Source organism: Ekhidna algicida (genome assembly GCF_051379705.1).
Classification (GTDB): domain Bacteria; phylum Bacteroidota; class Bacteroidia; order Cytophagales; family Cyclobacteriaceae; genus Ekhidna.
This window is the reverse complement of the sequence record NZ_CP179868.1, coordinates 3,246,384-3,263,677: the sequence shown is the minus strand read 5'-3', so window position 1 is coordinate 3,263,677 and position 17,294 is coordinate 3,246,384. Positions and strand designations below refer to the sequence as shown.

Sequence of the window (17,294 nt, the reverse complement as noted above, 5' to 3'; positions counted from 1 at the left end):
CCACATGACTCCTGAAAATGACCTTTTGCTTTTCCAGCAAGTGAAGAGTAATGACTTCTCATCATATGAGGTCATATTCAAAAGGTACTATAAGGAATTGTATCGTTTTGCATTCACCTATGTTCGAGATTCTACTATCGCCGAAGAGATGGCACAAGAGGTATTCCTATACATCTGGGAAAAGAGAAGCAATATTGAAATTCAGACAACATTAAAAACATATCTCTACTCGGCCGTCAAAAACAAATGCCTTAACTACATCAAACTAGAACTGCCAAAGCAGCAGTCTATGGCCGATGTAAGTGAGGTAATGCTTAGCGTAAGCATGCCTAAAAAAGATGAAGGGGAAAATGAGAAATTGAAAAAGTATATTCAGACAGCAATAGACGCACTTCCTACGAAATGTCGCAAGATATTTATGCTAAGTCGAAACGCTGGAATGACATATGAGGAAATAGCTGAAGAGCTGGATCTCTCAAAAAAAACGGTGGAAAATCAAATGGGAATTGCACTGAAAAAATTGAGGGAATCACTCGAGCATGTGTACAAACACTATAAGGAACATATGAATTAAAAAAAGTGAAAAAAAATTGGGGGTTGCCCCCGGTTTGATTGACTGACAATTAAGTATGGCGAAAGACCTGAAAGTATATAACCACCTCAACTATCAAGAGCAACCTTCTGAAAAGGAGGATGGTTTTGTTGAGTTTCTACTTCAGCATTCCGAAACAGATGCACCCGAAGTAGATGAAAATCTAGCTTGGGAAAGATTGAATCAAAAGATTCATAACCCTAATAAAGGTTTTGTGTGGATGAAAGTAGCCGCTGCAGTAGCTATTCTGGCAATACTTACGATATCTGTCTTCCTATACAACCCTACCTCATCTCAACTCCATGTAGCCTCAGCTGACCAAAAGGTAAGTGTTACTTTTCCTGATGGTTCTGTTGGTATTCTAAATGCCAATTCATCGTTTACTTATCCTGAAGAATTTGGAGATGAGCGAAATGTGTCATTTCAAGGTGAGGCTTATTTTGATATTCAAAAAAGCAATAAACCATTCATCATCGATGTAAATGGAGTAGATGTCAAAGTATTAGGAACTGCTTTCAACTTGATCACAACTGGGGAAGAAGTAAAGCTTTACGTAGACAGAGGCTTGGTCGCATTTGAAAAAGAAGGGCAGCAAACACAAGTCCCTGCTGGTAATGAAGCCATTTTCAATAGAAAAACTGCTTCAGTCAGCTTTAGTGAGATTCCTTCGGAAAACATTATGAGTTGGAGAAATGGTGTATTTAATTTCGATAAAACACCTTTAAGTCAAGCACTAAAAGAGTTAGGAGAATACTATAACGTAGAATTCGAACTATCTAATACTAAGCTTCAGAATTGCAGACTCTCGGTTTCATTTAATAATGAACCGCTAAGCAAAGTTCTTAAGACCATCAGCACTGCGCTAAGTCTCAAAACATCTCGCAAGAATGATACTGTAAAAATTTCAGGTCAAGGCTGCTAATTTCCACCTTCTCGTTTCATTACTTTTGCAGACGTGTTTATCACCTGCAATTCCAAAATTCGCATATTTTTAGGCATCGCACTTTTGTGTTGCATGAGTGTATTGTGTGCTCAACAAAACACATTAGATCAAAAGCTTAGTTTCTGGGGAGACATCACACTTTTTGAAGCACTTGATTCTTTGCGAGCAAGTGATTTCAATGTAGCCTACAGCGCGGATAAACTTACCAATCAATCTCTTGAAATAAAACGAGGTACCACCGTCCGGGAATTCTTCGAGCTTATTAAAGAGGAATTAATTGCAGACATCACCTACACTGGAAGTCAAATAATTTTATCTCCTCATATTCCAAAAACTTATACAGTCCATGGATTATTGAAGAATGCTGAGTCAGGAGAGCATATAATCGGGGCTTCAGTGCAGGTTCTCGGTACAACCTTGGGCACTACAACAAATGGATACGGCTACTATACCATCACCTTAAGGGAAGGCACCTATGAACTTCAGTTTTCTCACCTCGGGTATCGGGTCAAGAAATCAGAAGTTTCACTTTACCGAACAACCTACCTGGAGGTTTCCGTATTGCCAAAGATTACCGAACTGGAAGAAGTTGAAGTTTCATCATTATCTGATGACATCAATTTATCCGAAACAATACCATCAATCAATCGCATTTCGATAGATGGCGCAGATGGACAAATCCCTTATTTCCTTGGTGAAGTTGACGTTATTCAAAATGCCCTCCTCAAACCTGGAATCCGAGCGATCGGCGAGGATGCCAGTGGTATCCATGTGCGCGGAGGTGGTGTAGATCAAAACCTCACCCTGCTTGATGAGGCCACGATCTACAATCCTAACCATTTGTATGGTTTCATCTCAGTTTTTAATCCAGAAGCTGTAAATAATGTTCGGATCATGAAAGGATACATACCTCCCTCCTATGGTGGCAGGACATCTTCAGTTATTGAAGTGCGACAGAAAGAGGGGAATACAAACCGACGAAGCTTTTCAGGTGGGATAGGTGCAGTATCTGCCAGAGCATTGTTCGAGGGACCAATCCATGAAGGCAAGAGTTCCTATCTGATCTCAGGCAGGCAAAGTCTACTTAACCTTTCTATTGATGATTTTGCCAGTACTTCCGTACAACGAAACAGGATTCGTTTCCAGGATTTAAACCTTAAGTTAAATTTCAAATATAGCCAGGCAAGTACCTACTATTTGTCGGGATACATCGGCAATGACCGCAATGTAGCCGGACTTAATTCTACCAGAAATTGGGGCAATAGAATGTTGAATTTCAGGTGGAATTATCTTTTTACGCCAAGGCTTTTTTCTAACATATCTGCCTTTGTATCCGAATACAATTATAGAATAGAAAGTACTGAAGAACCAGGAGCTTTCGTAGGCAGATCTAAAATTTCTGACTATAGCATTAAAGGAGATTTGACATATGTTCTTAGTCCAAGTAATGAACTTACGTTTGGGTGGAGTGCAATATATCATCGATTAAAGCCGGGATCGCGAGAACCCTTAGATCAAAATGCAACGACCAATCGAGTGGAATTAGAAAACGAACAAGGTTTTGAAACAGCCTTCCACATTAGCCAGGAGATACAGAAAAACAATCTTCAGTTAAACTATGGTTTAAGAGTAAGTAGCCTCCATAACATTGGGCCAGGTACCGTATTCGAATATGATGATGAAATACAAATAAATGATTCAACCATAGCCGATACATTGAGATTTAATGGTCTTGATCTTATCAATAAAGATTACAACATTGAGCCACGGGTTTCGGTTAATTGGCGACTGAATGAAAAATCAGCAATTAAAGCTTCATTTTCCAGGACTGCTCAGTATCTGCACTTGATTTCAAATACTATATCACCATCTCCTACAGATATTTGGAAACTAAGTGACACCTACATTCCACCATCAACCACCAATCAGTATACCATTGGTTTTTACAAAAATCTTAAGGAAAATACATGGGAACTATCATCAGAGATTTACTATAAGGATATTGACAACAACATTCAGTATAAAAGCGGAGCCGATTTGGACTTCAACGAGAATATTGAGACTGAATTGATTTTCACACAGGCACGAGCTTATGGCTTAGAGTTATATGCAAAAAAAAAATACGGCCGACTAAAAGGCTGGATCAGCTACACACTATCACGTGCTGAAAGTAGAATCCCTGAAAACAATAATGAGCGTTTCATTCTGGAAAATCATGATAAGACACACGATTTTTCAACATCCTGGAGTATGGAGCTTTCGCCACGCTTAAGCGCCTCTGCAAACTTTTTATTTAACACAGGGATACCTGTAACACTACCTACGGATAAATATATATTTGAAGATAATCTCGTACCACACTTTCAATTTAGAAACAATGCTCGACTACCAAATTATCACCGTTTGGACTTGTCTTTGCGCTGGGAAGGCAAGAAGTTTAAAAAGAACGATAAAAGAAGAAAGAATAGAGACTATTGGATATTTACAATCTACAACGTATATGCACGTAAAAATGCATACTCCTATTTCTACAGAGAATCCCCACTTGATCCCGGTACAGCACAGGTAGTCAAATATTCAATTCTTGGTACAATTATTCCTGCAATCACTTATAATTTCAAATTTTAGTGAAACGACTCATTTACATATTGATACCATTGATAATTGCCTGTGAGGAAGTGGTAATAATTGAGCTTCCTTTGTCTCAAAATTTGATTGTGGTTCAAGGTTGGATAACAGATTCTTTGGGCAACCAGTCTATCAGGCTGATACGCTCAAATGGCTTTTCAGATAATACTCAAGTTCAACCTGTAGAAACAGCTCAAGTCATCGTTCAGTCCAGAAATGGGGAAGTTTTTAGCTATTCATATCGGGCGGATGGTTACTACGATGCGGACGTTCCTTATAGAGGCAGTAGCGGTACTGAATATCGAGTAAGAATAGTCATAGACACCACTGAGATTCGTTCAGAATGGGATAAAATGCCTAATTCTGTTTCTATAGCTAATTTACAAATTGATTCTTTCGAGGAAAATGATCCTAATAATAACAATCAGCAAATCACTGTTTTTTATCCCAAAGTGAGAACTCGAGATCCGAGCGATGAAGAAAATTATTACCGCTGGATATTTTTTAAAAACGGAGATCGCCTGAATGAACCAGAATCCATTACAATCCAAAATGATAGACTCTTTAATGGAAACCTTATTCCAAACGATTTTCAGCAATTTGGATATGAATCTGGCGATGAGATGACGGTCCAGTTACAATCAATATCCTCTAGCTCGCATGATTATTTGGCCTTGTTAAAGTCTCAAGTGACTACACTTGGAACCACATCAGGAACCACGCCCGCTATTGTAACCGGAAACCTGTCCTATGTAGATGCAAATGCACCCTTAGTGCTTGGGTATTTCGGAACTGTATCAAGCAGTGAAGGCTCTCTTAATGTTCCTTAAAAAACCTTAGCTCATTAGGGGTTTACCATAATGATCATGACTAAGGAGTATGAGAAAAAAAATAACATTATTGATCGCTTCGCTGTTGCTAGCCGCTGTAGGAATTAAGATTTCACAAAAATTGAGAAAGGCTTAGGTTCAATAGAATTACTGGAAGCTAATTGACCATGGAATAATTCTCTGGTCATTTTTTTTACTAAAACTTATGAGGAGATAAAAAGCAAACGGAGCGCCCTCACCAAAGCAACTCCGTTCTAATTCAACCAGCTATGGATTGTCTTTGAATTTCTTTATGACTCAAGGTTAGCTAAGATTTTTCTAACAAAAGGGGGACATTCGTCCACCTCTATGAAATATTAGATAAACACTAGTTTCCATCCGATTAAGGAAAATTGGATTGAAATATTCTTAGAACAATAGGATTCTAGTGCTTATTTGGAAGTTTTGGATAGTATTCTTCTATGATAGTTTATTTGACCCAAATGATAATTTAGGTGACTATGTAAATGGATTAGGAAATATCTGGTTGTCATTGGATAGCCAAACGGCTGCAATGGATATACCTCCTGATAGTCAGCACTTGGATCACTTTGGAAGTAGTCAGCTAAAACTTGTTTGGTCTTTTCTACCTCTGACATTAGTTCATTGAAACTAACCTTTCCATTAAATTCAAATTCACGATTTCTTTCATAGCTTGATTCAGCCAGAATAGCTCCAATGAAGTGTTGCAGATTGCCAGATAGATGCATAAATAAATTACCTGCCGTATTATTAATTCCATCAACCTTAATCCAAAGTGACTTCTCGTTGGGATAGGCATCAAGCTCTGTCATTAATCGGTCTAAGTCTCTATCAAATAATTTTTTGAAATCGGAAGCTATCATTACTCTTCAATTATAAATTCAACAGTATAAAAGTCAGTTGTTTTTTCATCAAATGCCGAAATCAGGTCCTTTTTAATGTGTCCATGAATTTCACATGACAATTGAAAGTCTCTTTCTATTACCTCAATCTCGAATTCGGTAATCAACCGCTCAACTGCACTCATGGCATCATATGGAAACTTCATGATTAATGACTTAGTCTCATAGATAGCCACTTTTTTAGCTTTCTTTAACGCCTCCTCTGTTGCCATTCTATAGGCATTTATTAAGCCGCCAACACCAAGCTTGGTTCCACCAAAATATCGTATGACAACTACCAGGACATTTGTTAGCTCGAAAGACCGTATCTGGCCTAATATGGGATCTCCGGCAGAATGTGCGGGTTCTCCATCGTCGTTTGCGCGCCAGGTCTGATCATCCATTCCAAGGACCCATGCAAAACAGTGGTGCCTTGCATCATAATATTGTTTTCTTAGATCATCTTGTATGGACTTCACCTCATTTTCTGAGGAAACCGGATAAGCAATAGCAATGAATTTACTTCCCTTTTCTTTATATAGGCCTTCGGTGCTGGATTGAATGGTATAGTAAGTGCTCAAAGCTTAGATAATAGCGTTTTTGCTTCTTTCTCCACTTGCTCTGTTTCGGCATATTTCAGTGAAAGATTCAAGAGATCTTTTGCTTCTTGATTCTCTCCTATATCAACAAGCACTCGCCCCAAACCTAAGTAGCCAAAGCTTTTGAAGAACTCACCGTGATTTGGAATTTCCTGACCGTATTCCAATCCTAAGCGATAGGCATACTCTGCCTTTTCTTGATTTTTAACAATCTTTTCTTCGAAGTAGCCCAGAAAGACATAGCCAGCCAATTTATAATATGGACTTTCGTGTGTAATTAATGAATAGATAACATCTACAGGCACAGTTTTAAAGTCTATGGGATTTGCTAAAGATTCGAGATACTTGGCTTTGGCGTAGTAGTTATTTGGATATAAGCTGCACAATTCAGATAGATATTTTTGGGCCACTTTCGGGTCAAATTCATATCTCAGGTAGATGTAGCTGAGATATACATACGCTTCAACACGAGTCAAAAAAGATTTTGTGCACGCTGCCTCCAGCTGCTTCAATCCAAGCTCCTTATCGCCACTTCTAAAAAACCACAAAAGTGGCTTATAAATGGGATGACGCTCGGGATACTTTTCGCGGAAATAATTGTATAGACCAGTTGTCAAAAGGAATTGCGGATGCTCATCTACAATTTGAAATCCTTTTTTCATGAGTCCATATGCTCTATTTGCTTCCCCAACAGCCTTCATGGTATAATCTTGGTCTGCATAATACTCTGCCAGCAAACCATAGGAAGCCATGGCAAAAAAGATCATTTCAGGATCTTCCAGATCAGGATCTCCTTTTTTAGCTAAAAAAATAGCCGAATCTAACTGCACCTCCATCTTTGCGAATACCTCTTCAGAAATTATTGGGATATTATACCAAAGCATCGTCATTGCTCGCATAAGCGGAATCACGGGATGATCTGGAATATATGCTTCTGCTTTGGCGATATAATACTCAGCAGAATCAGCAGATGAATTGTAAATATGATCTGTCCCTTTTTTAACCAAATCCTGAATATGACCAGGCTCAAAAACCTGAGCCGGTAAATAAAAAGCGGTCGTGATAAGTATTGTGATGAATATCTTTCTCAAGGTGATTAAATTAAGATTTTATTGCAAAAATCTAAGATGCAAGATAAGGCTCGAATTGAGCATAGGAAAGTGTGATGAGTTTTAATTTTGCAACGCATGTCATTAAACATTCATACCTCAATCAATGAAGTTCCTCAAGAACTCTCATTTGCCTATTTTCAAAAAGGATACTTTCAATCTCAGGCATATGAGCAGTTTATCTGCTACTCTAATGATGATTTTTTTATTCCATTTGATATAACTCCCAAAATTGCAATTAGTATACCAAGGAGTCCATTTGGATCTATCATTCGTCGAAATAATACCTCTCATAAGATCGATTCCTTTATTACTGACATTTGTGCTGACCTGAAGAGCAGAGAAGTAGAACAGCTAGAAATTTGCCATCCGTCTGCTATTTATCAAATGTTTGCTTCCGTAAATGATCTTGAGGGAATGGACTTTCAGGTAGCGTTCAATGACATCAATCAGCATATTGAGTTATCAGATTATTGGGAGGATTCCATCCACAACATGCAAAAACGAAAACTCGGATCGCTGCGCTCTGAAGGTTTTGAATTTAGAAAAATGGAAAGAGACGAGTTCGAGACTGCTCATAAGTTTATCCTGGTATGTAGGCAAGCTCAAGGTCTTCAGATCAACATTGGATGGCAGCAGTTGAAGGACTTAATCGATCGCCTACCCGATACTTATCATTGCTTTGGGGTTTTTAGAGAAGATAAGATCTCAGCGATATGTATTACTGTAAATGTGACCAGTGAGATCGCCTATTACTACCTACCGGCGACAAGCCCAATGTTTCGAGATAAAAGCCCTATGGTACTTTTAATTGACGGGATGGTTAAATACTATAGAAATAAAGGCTTTGAATACCTTGATTTAGGTATTTCCTCTTTGCAAGGAAAACCTCAGGAGCCACTCAGGATTTTTAAAGAACGCATGGGTGCTGTAGAAACAAGCAAGCCTACCTTGCTAAGGCCTGTTTGAGCAACTCTTCCAGACAGTTGATCCATTTAGCAGGTGAAAATCGTTCTTCCATTATTTTCCGAATGACGTGAGAATTGAAAGTATCCAGGTTTTCCACCATTCGTTCAATCTGGTGTCTTAAATCTGAAGCATTAATATCTGCCAGATATCCACATTCAGGCAGTAGTATTTCTTCCGGCCCGCCGCATTTGGTTGCTACTACAGGCTTTCCACAAGCCATGGCCTCAAGCAAAACATTACCAAAGGTTTCATATCTACTAGGAAGTATCAAAAACTGGCATTTTTGAATCAAGTCTCTTATTTCCATTCGATCAGCTTCCCCTATCAAACTTATCCTGTGTTTCAGGTCTAGCGAGTTAATTTTAGCTGCAAGTTTATTTTTGCCTGTGCCAGTTCCGACTATCTTAACTTTTAAATTCTGGATCTTGGAAACTGCTTCAATTAATAAATCAAAGCCCTTTTCCTCCTCAAGTCTGCCAATTGCTAAGGCATAATCTTCAGGCGATTCCCCAAGTTGAAAGAAGTCAAGTTCTACCGGATTGTGAAGTGCTCTGGCCTCTGAAATCCAGCGCTGTACCTCATTCGCATGAAAATGACTGGTTGTAGTTACTAATTGAGCTTTTGAAATGGCCGTTAGAAGGTCTGGTTTTATTGAACCAAGCTCTTCAAGTAAGTTTTCAAACATGAATCCTCCAAGACGCACATGTAAATGCACAGGTACATCATATTTATCTGATAGATAGTCCGCTATCAAAATTCCGGGATAGCACGCCTGTACCATGATGACATCCGGCTTTCCATTTTCAAGCGTATGCCTCTGATAGTTTAATTCATTGCAGCGAATGATCTCTCGCAAGTTTCCTTTTCTAAATTTCTTTGTCCAGCTCAGAGCAGGTTGATAGTACTCTTTAAATCCAGCCGCTTCAATAACTACAGCTTTATCAACACCATGTTTGTTGACTTTGGAGAAATTTCTGACGTGATCCTTAATCCAAAGGAGCTTTTCCTGATCTCCTTGCCCCCATGTGCTAACACCTATTTTCCAATGAGGTCTTTGATTTGCCATCATTGCGATTTGCTCCTTCACAAATATGCCATAAGAAGGATTTGACGCAGATGGGTACCACGATGGGACGATAAAAAGATTCATTACCCCGAATTTAATTGGTAAAAAAGTCCTGACATGTGATATTACCAAATGAATCAATTACCGTTGGTTTCTGTCGTTTGCCTGAGTCACAATCATTCGTCCTATCTCAGTCAGGCCATTCAGTCTGTTTTGACTCAGTCGTATCCACACATTGAGTTAGTTGTGGTTGATGATGGAAGCACTGATGGTAGTAAAAGAATAATTCAAACACTCGCACAAGAGAAGGGCTTTCCATTTGTTGATATACCAGAAGCCATTGGCAATTGCGCTGCTTTTAATCGTGGATTTACAATTACCAAGGGTGATTACATCATTGATCTTGCTGCGGACGATCTGCTTCTGTCGGAAAGAGTATTGAAAGGAGTAAACACTTTCTTAAAATCAGATTGCGGTGTGACCTTTTGTGATGTGATGAATCTTGATCAAAATGGCATTGAAATAGGTACGCACTTTAAAAGAGATAGAAATGGTGATCTAATTGAGGAAGTGCCGGAAAATGATGTTTATCTGGAGCTGATCAAAAGATACTTTATTTCTCCTCCAGGAATGATGATAAAGCGTGAGGTTTTGGAAGAAATGGAAGGTTATGACGAATCACTCAGCTATGAGGATTTTGATTTTTGGATCCGGTCGTCTAGAAATTGGAAGTATGCATTTACAGATGAAGTACTCGTAAAGAAACGAATATTGAAGGGCTCTTTATCGCAACAACAATTCTCTTATAAATCAAAGCATCAGAAATCCACCCTTCGAGTTTGTCAAAAAATCAAAGAGCTGAACCGATCTAGGGAAGAAAATTCAGCTCTTAGAATCAGGTGTTTGTATGAGGTAAGACAGTGCATTAGGCAAGGCAACTTCAGCCTTATTCCAGGCTTCCTTAGGCTGTTGAACTAGTTATTTATTCTCTTTTAGAAAAAGCAATCGCTGCCTCTAAAACACTATCACTTTTACTATTAATATCCTGAAGTGTGGTTTGTACTTCGATATCTACTGAAGTTCCTTTTCCTTCATAGTTTTTCATATCAGTGGAATAATATCTCTGATTACTAAGTGTCACTCTCCAGCCATTCGGAAGTTTCTTCCCATACAAATCAGAATATGAGCCATTGGATGGCTCACCAATGATAGTAGCGTTCTGCACTGAAGCCATCATCAAGGCGAGTACATCAGCTGCACTAAAGGTTTGATCGTTGGTTAACAGAATCACCTTACCAAGGAAAGGCTCTCCTTCGGGCTTGATATACTTTTCTTTTATGGAACCAAATTCGTGCTTTCGTCGTGTCTGCTTCTTAAACCCTACTTTTTTTTCTTCCACAAACCTTCCGGCAATTTTCTGTGAAAATGCATCATCGCCGCCCATATTGAATCGAACATCTATTATAATTGATTCCACTCCATTGAAATATCCGAAAATTTGGTCCAACTGACTATCGAGTGATGGACCCACCATTTTGGCAAGCTTGCTAAAGGATCTAAAAAATCGCAAGTAGCCTAAATCTTGTGTCCTGGTGTAAGTAAACAAAGTATCATCTTTATAAACAGGTCCAAGTTTTTTCACTTCCTCAAATCCATTATCATACAATGTCTGATCCATCATACCCTCAATGTATGGTTTCTTTCTGCCATCCAGCGGTCGAATGACTTCTTTGACCCTCGAGTATCTATCTGCACTAAATGCTGTATCAATATTTTTGGCAATCAGATTGACATGCGCATCACCAAGTGGCTTTAGCATATTGGTAATTATGATAAATAATTCACGATCCGTAGTGTTTTCATTTACCTGAGGCTTATACTCTCTATATGCCGCATGCCAATCAATGCCTTTTTCCTCAAAGCTTGCATAGCTTTCATCAAAAAGATTCCAACAAGCCTCGAAGGTCTCTACCGGTTTATTTGATTGGGCACCAACATAAGGAGTATGAAGAATCCATAATGAAACTAATAATGTTAACTTTTTCGAATGCATTTTCATAAGATATCTTTCTTCTCGATGATCTTGATATAGTTCCTCAATAACCTCTTTTTTGTCTGGAAAAAAACGGGTTACACAACCCTTTAAATAATCGATCTGCTAACCCTTTAATCATCTACTCGTACTTCAGTGTTTCTGCCGGATCCAGCTTTGCTACCTTCAAGGTCTGATATCCTACTGTAACTAGAGAAAAAACCAAAACAATGAATAAGGATATGCCAAGCAAGATCCATGGGAAACTGATTCTGTAGGCGTAATTATCCAGCCATCCATCCATCAAGAAATAAACCACAGGAAACCCTACCAATGAAGAGAGGGCCACCAATGTGAAGAAATCCTTGTAGAATAGAAATATGATTTGTCCTTCGGATGCTCCCAGTACTTTTCGCACACCAATCTCCTTGGACTTCTGAATTGACATGAAAGAAGCCAGTCCATACAAGCCAAGGATGGCAATGAAAACAGCCAGGATCGCAAAAATCATAAACGTATCTCCAAAGCTTCGGTCTTGTTCATAAAGAGAAGCGAAACGATCATCCAGAAAGGAATAATTCAGTGGAGCATCGGCATAGAACTCTTTCCAGGTTGACATAATGTGATCCAATCCTGCATTGTAATCGCTTGAACTCAACTCAATAACAAGATCGTCTGCATTGAACCAAGGAAAATAAAGACTGGGCTCTACCTGCTCCTTTAGTGTCGTTCTATTAAAGTCTTTTACAACTCCGATTAAAGTATACTTGGTATTGGTATCCCTGGTGCCAAACTGAAGTTTCTTACCTACCACAGACTCGAAATCAGGCACATTGAGTCTTCTCAGAAATGCCTCATTGGCCATCACAGCAACCGAGTCGGATTTTATTTCCTCGCTGAAATTTCTTCCTGCAACAAGTTCCATGTCTACAGCGTCAAGAAAACCTTCATCATTGTATTGAACGTAGGTTGTTCCTTCTGTAGGCTCGGTATCTCCTGCAAATCTTACTACCGTGGTAGTAGAATTAATATCTGCCACATCTCCTCCTGGTAGGTTCGAAGCTCCACCAACTGATTCGATTGATGAATGATTGGCTAAAGCTTTCTTAAAAGCTCTGAGTTTATTCTTGGCTGCTTCATCCTCTTCCTCGGTCTCAGCATCTGATTCAGGAACTGTAACATTAACAACCTGATCGACGGAAATACCAATATCCTTTCCTTGCATATAGCTAACCTGTTGGTAAATGGTGAATGTAGAAGCTATCAAAATAAGGGAAGCCGCAAATTGAGTAATTACCAGTCCTTTTCTAAGTGCAATTCCCTTCTTAGAGTTTTGAAAATTACCTTTCAGAATACTGATAGGCTTGAAGTTTGAAAGCACCAGCGCTGGATAAAAACCAGAAGCAAACGTTCCGATAAACACAAATGCAAGAATGGATAGCAAGAATGGTAATTGGTTCAAAACGCTATCGAGCACCTCCTTTCCCACGAGCTGATTGAAATAAGGTAAGGTGATCTCGGCAAGGCCCAACGCAATTAATGCACTAATCAGGTTGACAATAAATGCCTCGCACAAGAATTGGATGATCAATTGCTTTCTAATGGCACCGATTACCTTCCTCAATCCAACTTCCTTGGCTCGTTCCACAGCTCTAGCTGTGGATAAATTGATGTAATTCACCCAGGCTATTACCAAAATGAAGAGTGAAATGATAATCAAAAAGTCAACCGCTTTTTCACTTCCATGGATTTGAGGTTCATAGGTGAAATCAGACTTCAAATGAATATCTCTCACCGGATGCACGTCTATTCGTGTTCCGTTGGTCTCCCAGTTTTCATCATTATCCAAGTTATTTATATGCTCATTTGCAACATCATTTGCTTTGGCTTCCAACAATTCAGGATTGACTTCTCGGTCAGACTTGATATAGACATAGTAATTGTTCCAGTCCCAGTTGTTGTAGTCATGTCCATCAGTCAATGTCTTATCTGAAAGTAGCATATTGAATGAGTAGTGCGTGTTGTCCGGTATGTCTTGAAGAATACCGGTGACTTTCAATGACACTTTGTATGGAGATACCACCTCAAGGGTTTTGCCTATAGCTTCTGTATCTCCAAAATATGCCCGAGCTCTACTTTCCGTCAAAACAACTGAAAGTGGTTCTGACAACATACTTTCAACATCTCCTTCCAGCACCGAATAGTTAAACATCTTTAAGAAGTTTGGATCGGCAGAAATGACAAGACGTTCTTTAAAAGATTTCTCACCATTCCTTACCAAAAGAAAATCAAACTTCTTGGAGACAGTATGCTGAATAATTTCTGGCAAGGACTCCTCTAGTTTTTGTCCCATTGGATAAGCCGCCATGGCATCTTTATCGGTATCCATTCCATTTTGAACTTGCACATACGAGACTCGATAGATCTTGTCTGAATCAGGGTGAAAAGCATCATAGCTCTTCTCGAATTTTATGTATTCATACATCAGTAGGAAACTAGCTAGTCCTATGGCTAATCCTATCACATTGATTGCGGTGAACATCTTGTGTCTTGCAAGATTTCTAACGCTGACTTTAAAATAATTCCTAAACATACCTGTGTCCTTTATAATTGAGTTTTTGAGTATTGGTCTGAGGAGTGAAATGCGAAATAGAAGCATCACATCCAGAAGATATCTTAACTGTGGGAATCGACTCCCATCCTCTAAATGATCAGTGTACAGCTCTTCAAGGTCGCCCTTGATATCTGGATAGAAGTCAGGATGGCAATACCATTTAAAAAGTTTATCCGCAAGTCTCTTTATCATTTTATTGTATCGAGACTTTCAGCTCATTTAGGTTCATTTTTCCTTGAATTTTTCCACTAAATGAATCATCAAGAAAGTCTCCAACGGCTGTGCATTGATGAGTTATGTATATGACTCTGTAGGAGCCTCTTTTTATGTCAAACTGAGCAGCAAGGTTTCCATACTTTTCATGAAGTTCTTTGTCCAGAACTTGTTCGTTTAAAAGTGTCATTTCTGAGCGAAGCGCAAGATGAATATCATCCTTCTTTCTTTTTATAAGTCCATCATCCAGCAATTGATTAACAAATGCTTTCCTGAGTTCCTTAAGATCGATGTTTTTGAAATCTTTGGTACCACTTTCCTGAGCTTTCGTCGCATTCGCTATCAAAATAAAGAAGGAAAACACAAGAATTGATTTTATTCTACTATTCATGATTAGTCGTTTTTATAGTCCTTATAAACTTATTTTCAAATCAAGAGCTACCTCAGGAATGGCATTCCAGAGCTGTACTCTTACATCTTGAGAATACTTCAAGGCTTCTTTACCGTAAGCTGTGATTGTAAAGAATCGCTTCGGTTTACCTCCTCTTTTTTGATTGGCTTCACCTTGCCTACTATCTAAGTATCCTTTCTTTTCCATTCTCCTCAAGGCAGACTGTAGTGCTCCTACACTTACCTTTCGTTTGAGTCTCTTTTCAATTTCTTCTTTGATAGCTACGCCATATGCTTCGTTAAAAAGCACACCTACTGTGAGTAGTACTATTTCTTCAAATTCTCCGAGTTGATATTTTTTCATAGCGTCAATTTCCTAAATGTAGTATTCGTAAAGAAACACAAAATGTTTCACAAATGTCCTAAATGTAGTATTGCTTTTTAAAAGAAAAGCCGGAAACCGGCTTTGAGTGATTTTGAGATAGATTTAATCGCTACCAAAAACTCTTTCGATAATGGCACTTCCCCAGGCAAATGGATCATCTCGTATCTTCTTTTCTTCTTCACCAACTAAAAAGAACAGTCCATCCACAGCTTTTTCTGTGGCATATTCATCAATGTCTTCAGGTAGATTAATATTTAATACATCGTTTGGACTTACAGTGGTCAATCCCAATCCTGTAGGATCATACTCATAGTTTAAAAACCCAACTACATCAGTATATATCTGAATTGCGCCTGTACCTTCCAATGCGGTTTTTACTTCTGGACTGAAGGCCTGGAAGAGCGCAACATTTGTTTCTTCGTAGAAATAGCTGGTGGCTGCAGTGTTGTTTCCGTCTAAAATTCCTCTAGCATCATCAATGCTCATACTTGTAATAGCATTACCGAATATGGGCAAAGCTTTGTCTGCTGCATTTTCGGCACCTCTGTTCATTGCTGTAATTAGCTCATCAAACAAGTCATTACCATCATTCTCTAAATCGATATATGCATCATACACCACAGAAAGAGGCACAATACCACCAATACTTTCCGTTTGGATCTTGCTTTGTAAATCTGTCACCTCAGTAGGTAGTAGGATTTTTATGGCCTCATTTTGTAAATAGCCGCCCGGATCCGAGGCGCTTACAACTGAGTTATCAAGACCTATACTCAAGGCTTCTTTCAATCCCTGTATGATCTCTGACTCTGATAGTGGTAGTGGATTTATTGCATCGTCAAATAGCTCACACGATACGAGTGTAGCGGAAGACAAAAGCACTGACACTATCAAAAAATTTCTAAACACTTTCATAATCAACTTCTGTTTTTATCTCTTATTACAATAATTGCACCAGGCCAAACTCTTAAGAAAGTTAACGCTTTTAACGAAACCATAGCACTTGAATATTTGTTACTCTAATGGCTACTAATTATGAGTAGCGTTAGGTTGGTTGTGTGATGGACCGCTCGTTCTGAGCGGTCCTTTTTTCTATCTTCGATCGTCCTCATTCTTTAAAATGGACAGGTAACTCTCATATCTCAATTCCGAGATTGAATCTCCTATTGAATCTTTTACAGCACATCCGGGTTCATTTTCATGGAGGCAGTTATGAAACTTACATTCTCCTAAGAGTTTCCTCATTTCAGGGAAATAATGGCCAAGTTCTTCATTATCTATTTCGGATAACCCCAATTCTTTAATTCCTGGAGTGTCAATAATTGCTGATTGATCGTCTAGATAAAACAGCTCCGCAAAGGTGGTTGTATGAACACCCTTATTGGCAAAGTTTGATATCTTATTTACTTCTTGCGCTGCTTCAGGAATTAATTGATTGATTAAGGTAGACTTACCTGAACCACTGTGTCCGGATAGCAGACTTGTTTTATTTGTAAAGAGCGATCGAACGTCCGAGACATTATCTTCAAATTGGCAGATTTCTACATGATAGCCGATTTGCTGATAGATCTTCTTAAGCTCTTCATATTTCTCCAGATCTTTTTCTGAATAAATATCTTTCTTGTTGAAAAGAATAACTCCGGGAATACGAAAGCTTTCCAGAGTGATTAAAAAGCGATCGATAAAGCCTGTTGAAGTTCTGGGACGCTTTAGAGTTACAATTAAAACTCCTTGATCAATATTACTTGCAATAAGGTGATCATGCCCCTTCTTCCTCGGGCTTGCGCGAATGACATAATTTTCACGCGCATGAATTTCCGTAATTACCCACTCTCCTTCCACCTGATCATTGGCCTGAACCTCTACCCAATCGCCAACTGCGATTGGATTTGTTAGCTTTTTGTCTTCCAACTTGAATTTACCTCTCAGCCTGGCCGTAAGTCGATTTTGATTGGCCATAACTTCATACCAAAGACCTGTTGATTTAATTACGAGAGCTTTCAAGCGATATATTTTTGAATGAAT

16 protein-coding genes are annotated in these 17,294 nt (G+C 38.8%); 6 read left to right on the top strand and 10 right to left on the bottom strand.

All coding sequences use genetic code 11. From position 1 onward, the window contains the following. Positions 1-4 precede the first annotated feature (4 nt). The 4 genes from ACL8WY_RS14700 to ACL8WY_RS14685 all read left to right on the top strand — a co-directional run bounded on the left by ACL8WY_RS14700 (position 5) and on the right by ACL8WY_RS14685 (position 4,993). Complete coding sequence (locus tag ACL8WY_RS14700) at positions 5-574, top strand: RNA polymerase sigma-70 factor (protein ID WP_436515511.1); 570 nt, start codon at positions 5-7, stop codon at positions 572-574. 55 nt (positions 575-629) lie between these two features. Beyond that, positions 630-1,514 carry a FecR family protein gene (locus ACL8WY_RS14695; RefSeq protein ID WP_436515510.1) on the top strand — a complete coding sequence of 295 codons (885 nt, stop codon included), beginning with the start codon at positions 630-632 and terminating at the stop codon, positions 1,512-1,514. Between the two features lie 93 nt (positions 1,515-1,607). Continuing rightward, complete coding sequence (locus ACL8WY_RS14690) at positions 1,608-4,163, top strand: TonB-dependent receptor (protein WP_436515509.1); 2,556 nt, start codon at positions 1,608-1,610, stop codon at positions 4,161-4,163. Then, positions 4,163-4,993 (top strand): DUF4249 domain-containing protein, encoded by an 831-nt coding sequence (locus ACL8WY_RS14685; protein ID WP_436515508.1) that lies wholly within the window; start codon positions 4,163-4,165, stop codon positions 4,991-4,993. The genes ACL8WY_RS14690 and ACL8WY_RS14685 overlap by 1 nt, the downstream gene beginning before the upstream one ends. Positions 4,994-5,424: 431 nt before the next feature. Here the strand turns inward: ACL8WY_RS14685 and ACL8WY_RS14680 are convergent, their stop codons facing one another. The 3 genes from ACL8WY_RS14680 to ACL8WY_RS14670 are packed head-to-tail and all read right to left on the bottom strand — an operon-like array spanning position 5,425 to position 7,585. Continuing rightward, positions 5,425-5,877, bottom strand: a complete 453-nt coding sequence (locus tag ACL8WY_RS14680; protein ID WP_436515507.1) for a DinB family protein — start codon at positions 5,875-5,877, stop codon at positions 5,425-5,427. Continuing rightward, positions 5,877-6,476, bottom strand: coding sequence for an IMPACT family protein (locus ACL8WY_RS14675; protein ID WP_436515506.1), 600 nt, complete (start codon positions 6,474-6,476; stop codon positions 5,877-5,879). Before ACL8WY_RS14675 ends, ACL8WY_RS14680 begins: the two co-directional genes overlap by 1 nt. Continuing rightward, entirely contained in the window at positions 6,473-7,585 is a 1,113-nt protein-coding gene (locus ACL8WY_RS14670) for a hypothetical protein (RefSeq protein ID WP_436515505.1), read from the bottom strand. The genes ACL8WY_RS14675 and ACL8WY_RS14670 overlap by 4 nt, the downstream gene beginning before the upstream one ends. Positions 7,586-7,681: 96 nt before the next feature. Between ACL8WY_RS14670 and ACL8WY_RS14665 the strand changes: the two genes are divergently transcribed. Then, a complete protein-coding gene (locus ACL8WY_RS14665) occupies positions 7,682-8,572 on the top strand; it encodes a GNAT family N-acetyltransferase (protein ID WP_436515504.1) in 891 nt (296 codons plus the stop codon). On the opposite strand, the gene ACL8WY_RS14660 is transcribed toward ACL8WY_RS14665, so the two are convergent. Next, the gene (locus ACL8WY_RS14660) at positions 8,550-9,722 is read right to left on the bottom strand and encodes a glycosyltransferase (protein ID WP_436515503.1); all 1,173 of its coding nucleotides are present in this window, start codon (positions 9,720-9,722) and stop codon (positions 8,550-8,552) included. The genes ACL8WY_RS14665 and ACL8WY_RS14660 overlap by 23 nt on opposite strands. A 48-nt stretch (positions 9,723-9,770) precedes the next feature. Here ACL8WY_RS14660 and ACL8WY_RS14655 point away from each other — a divergent pair, with 48 nt between their 5' ends. After that, on the top strand, positions 9,771-10,616 hold the full coding sequence (locus ACL8WY_RS14655) for a glycosyltransferase (protein WP_436515502.1): 846 nt from the start codon (positions 9,771-9,773) through the stop codon (positions 10,614-10,616). Between the two features lie 4 nt (positions 10,617-10,620). On the opposite strand, the gene ACL8WY_RS14650 is transcribed toward ACL8WY_RS14655, so the two are convergent. The 6 genes from ACL8WY_RS14650 to rsgA all read right to left on the bottom strand — a co-directional run bounded on the left by ACL8WY_RS14650 (position 10,621) and on the right by rsgA (position 17,273). Beyond that, positions 10,621-11,691 (bottom strand): S41 family peptidase, encoded by a 1,071-nt coding sequence (locus ACL8WY_RS14650; protein WP_436515501.1) that lies wholly within the window; start codon positions 11,689-11,691, stop codon positions 10,621-10,623. Positions 11,692-11,812: 121 nt separating this feature from the next. Then, positions 11,813-14,476, bottom strand: coding sequence for an ABC transporter permease (locus ACL8WY_RS14645; protein ID WP_436515500.1), 2,664 nt, complete (start codon positions 14,474-14,476; stop codon positions 11,813-11,815). 1 nt (position 14,477) lies between these two features. After that, a complete protein-coding gene (locus tag ACL8WY_RS14640) occupies positions 14,478-14,888 on the bottom strand; it encodes a hypothetical protein (RefSeq protein ID WP_436515499.1) in 411 nt (136 codons plus the stop codon). Between the two features lie 21 nt (positions 14,889-14,909). Continuing rightward, positions 14,910-15,251, bottom strand: a complete 342-nt coding sequence (locus ACL8WY_RS14635; protein WP_436515498.1) for a PadR family transcriptional regulator — start codon at positions 15,249-15,251, stop codon at positions 14,910-14,912. A gap of 123 nt (positions 15,252-15,374) precedes the next feature. Beyond that, positions 15,375-16,184, bottom strand: coding sequence for a DUF4197 domain-containing protein (locus tag ACL8WY_RS14630; RefSeq protein WP_436515497.1), 810 nt, complete (start codon positions 16,182-16,184; stop codon positions 15,375-15,377). A gap of 177 nt (positions 16,185-16,361) precedes the next feature. Further along, positions 16,362-17,273 (bottom strand): ribosome small subunit-dependent GTPase A, encoded by a 912-nt coding sequence (gene rsgA, locus ACL8WY_RS14625; protein WP_436515496.1) that lies wholly within the window; start codon positions 17,271-17,273, stop codon positions 16,362-16,364. Positions 17,274-17,294: the final 21 nt, after the last annotated feature.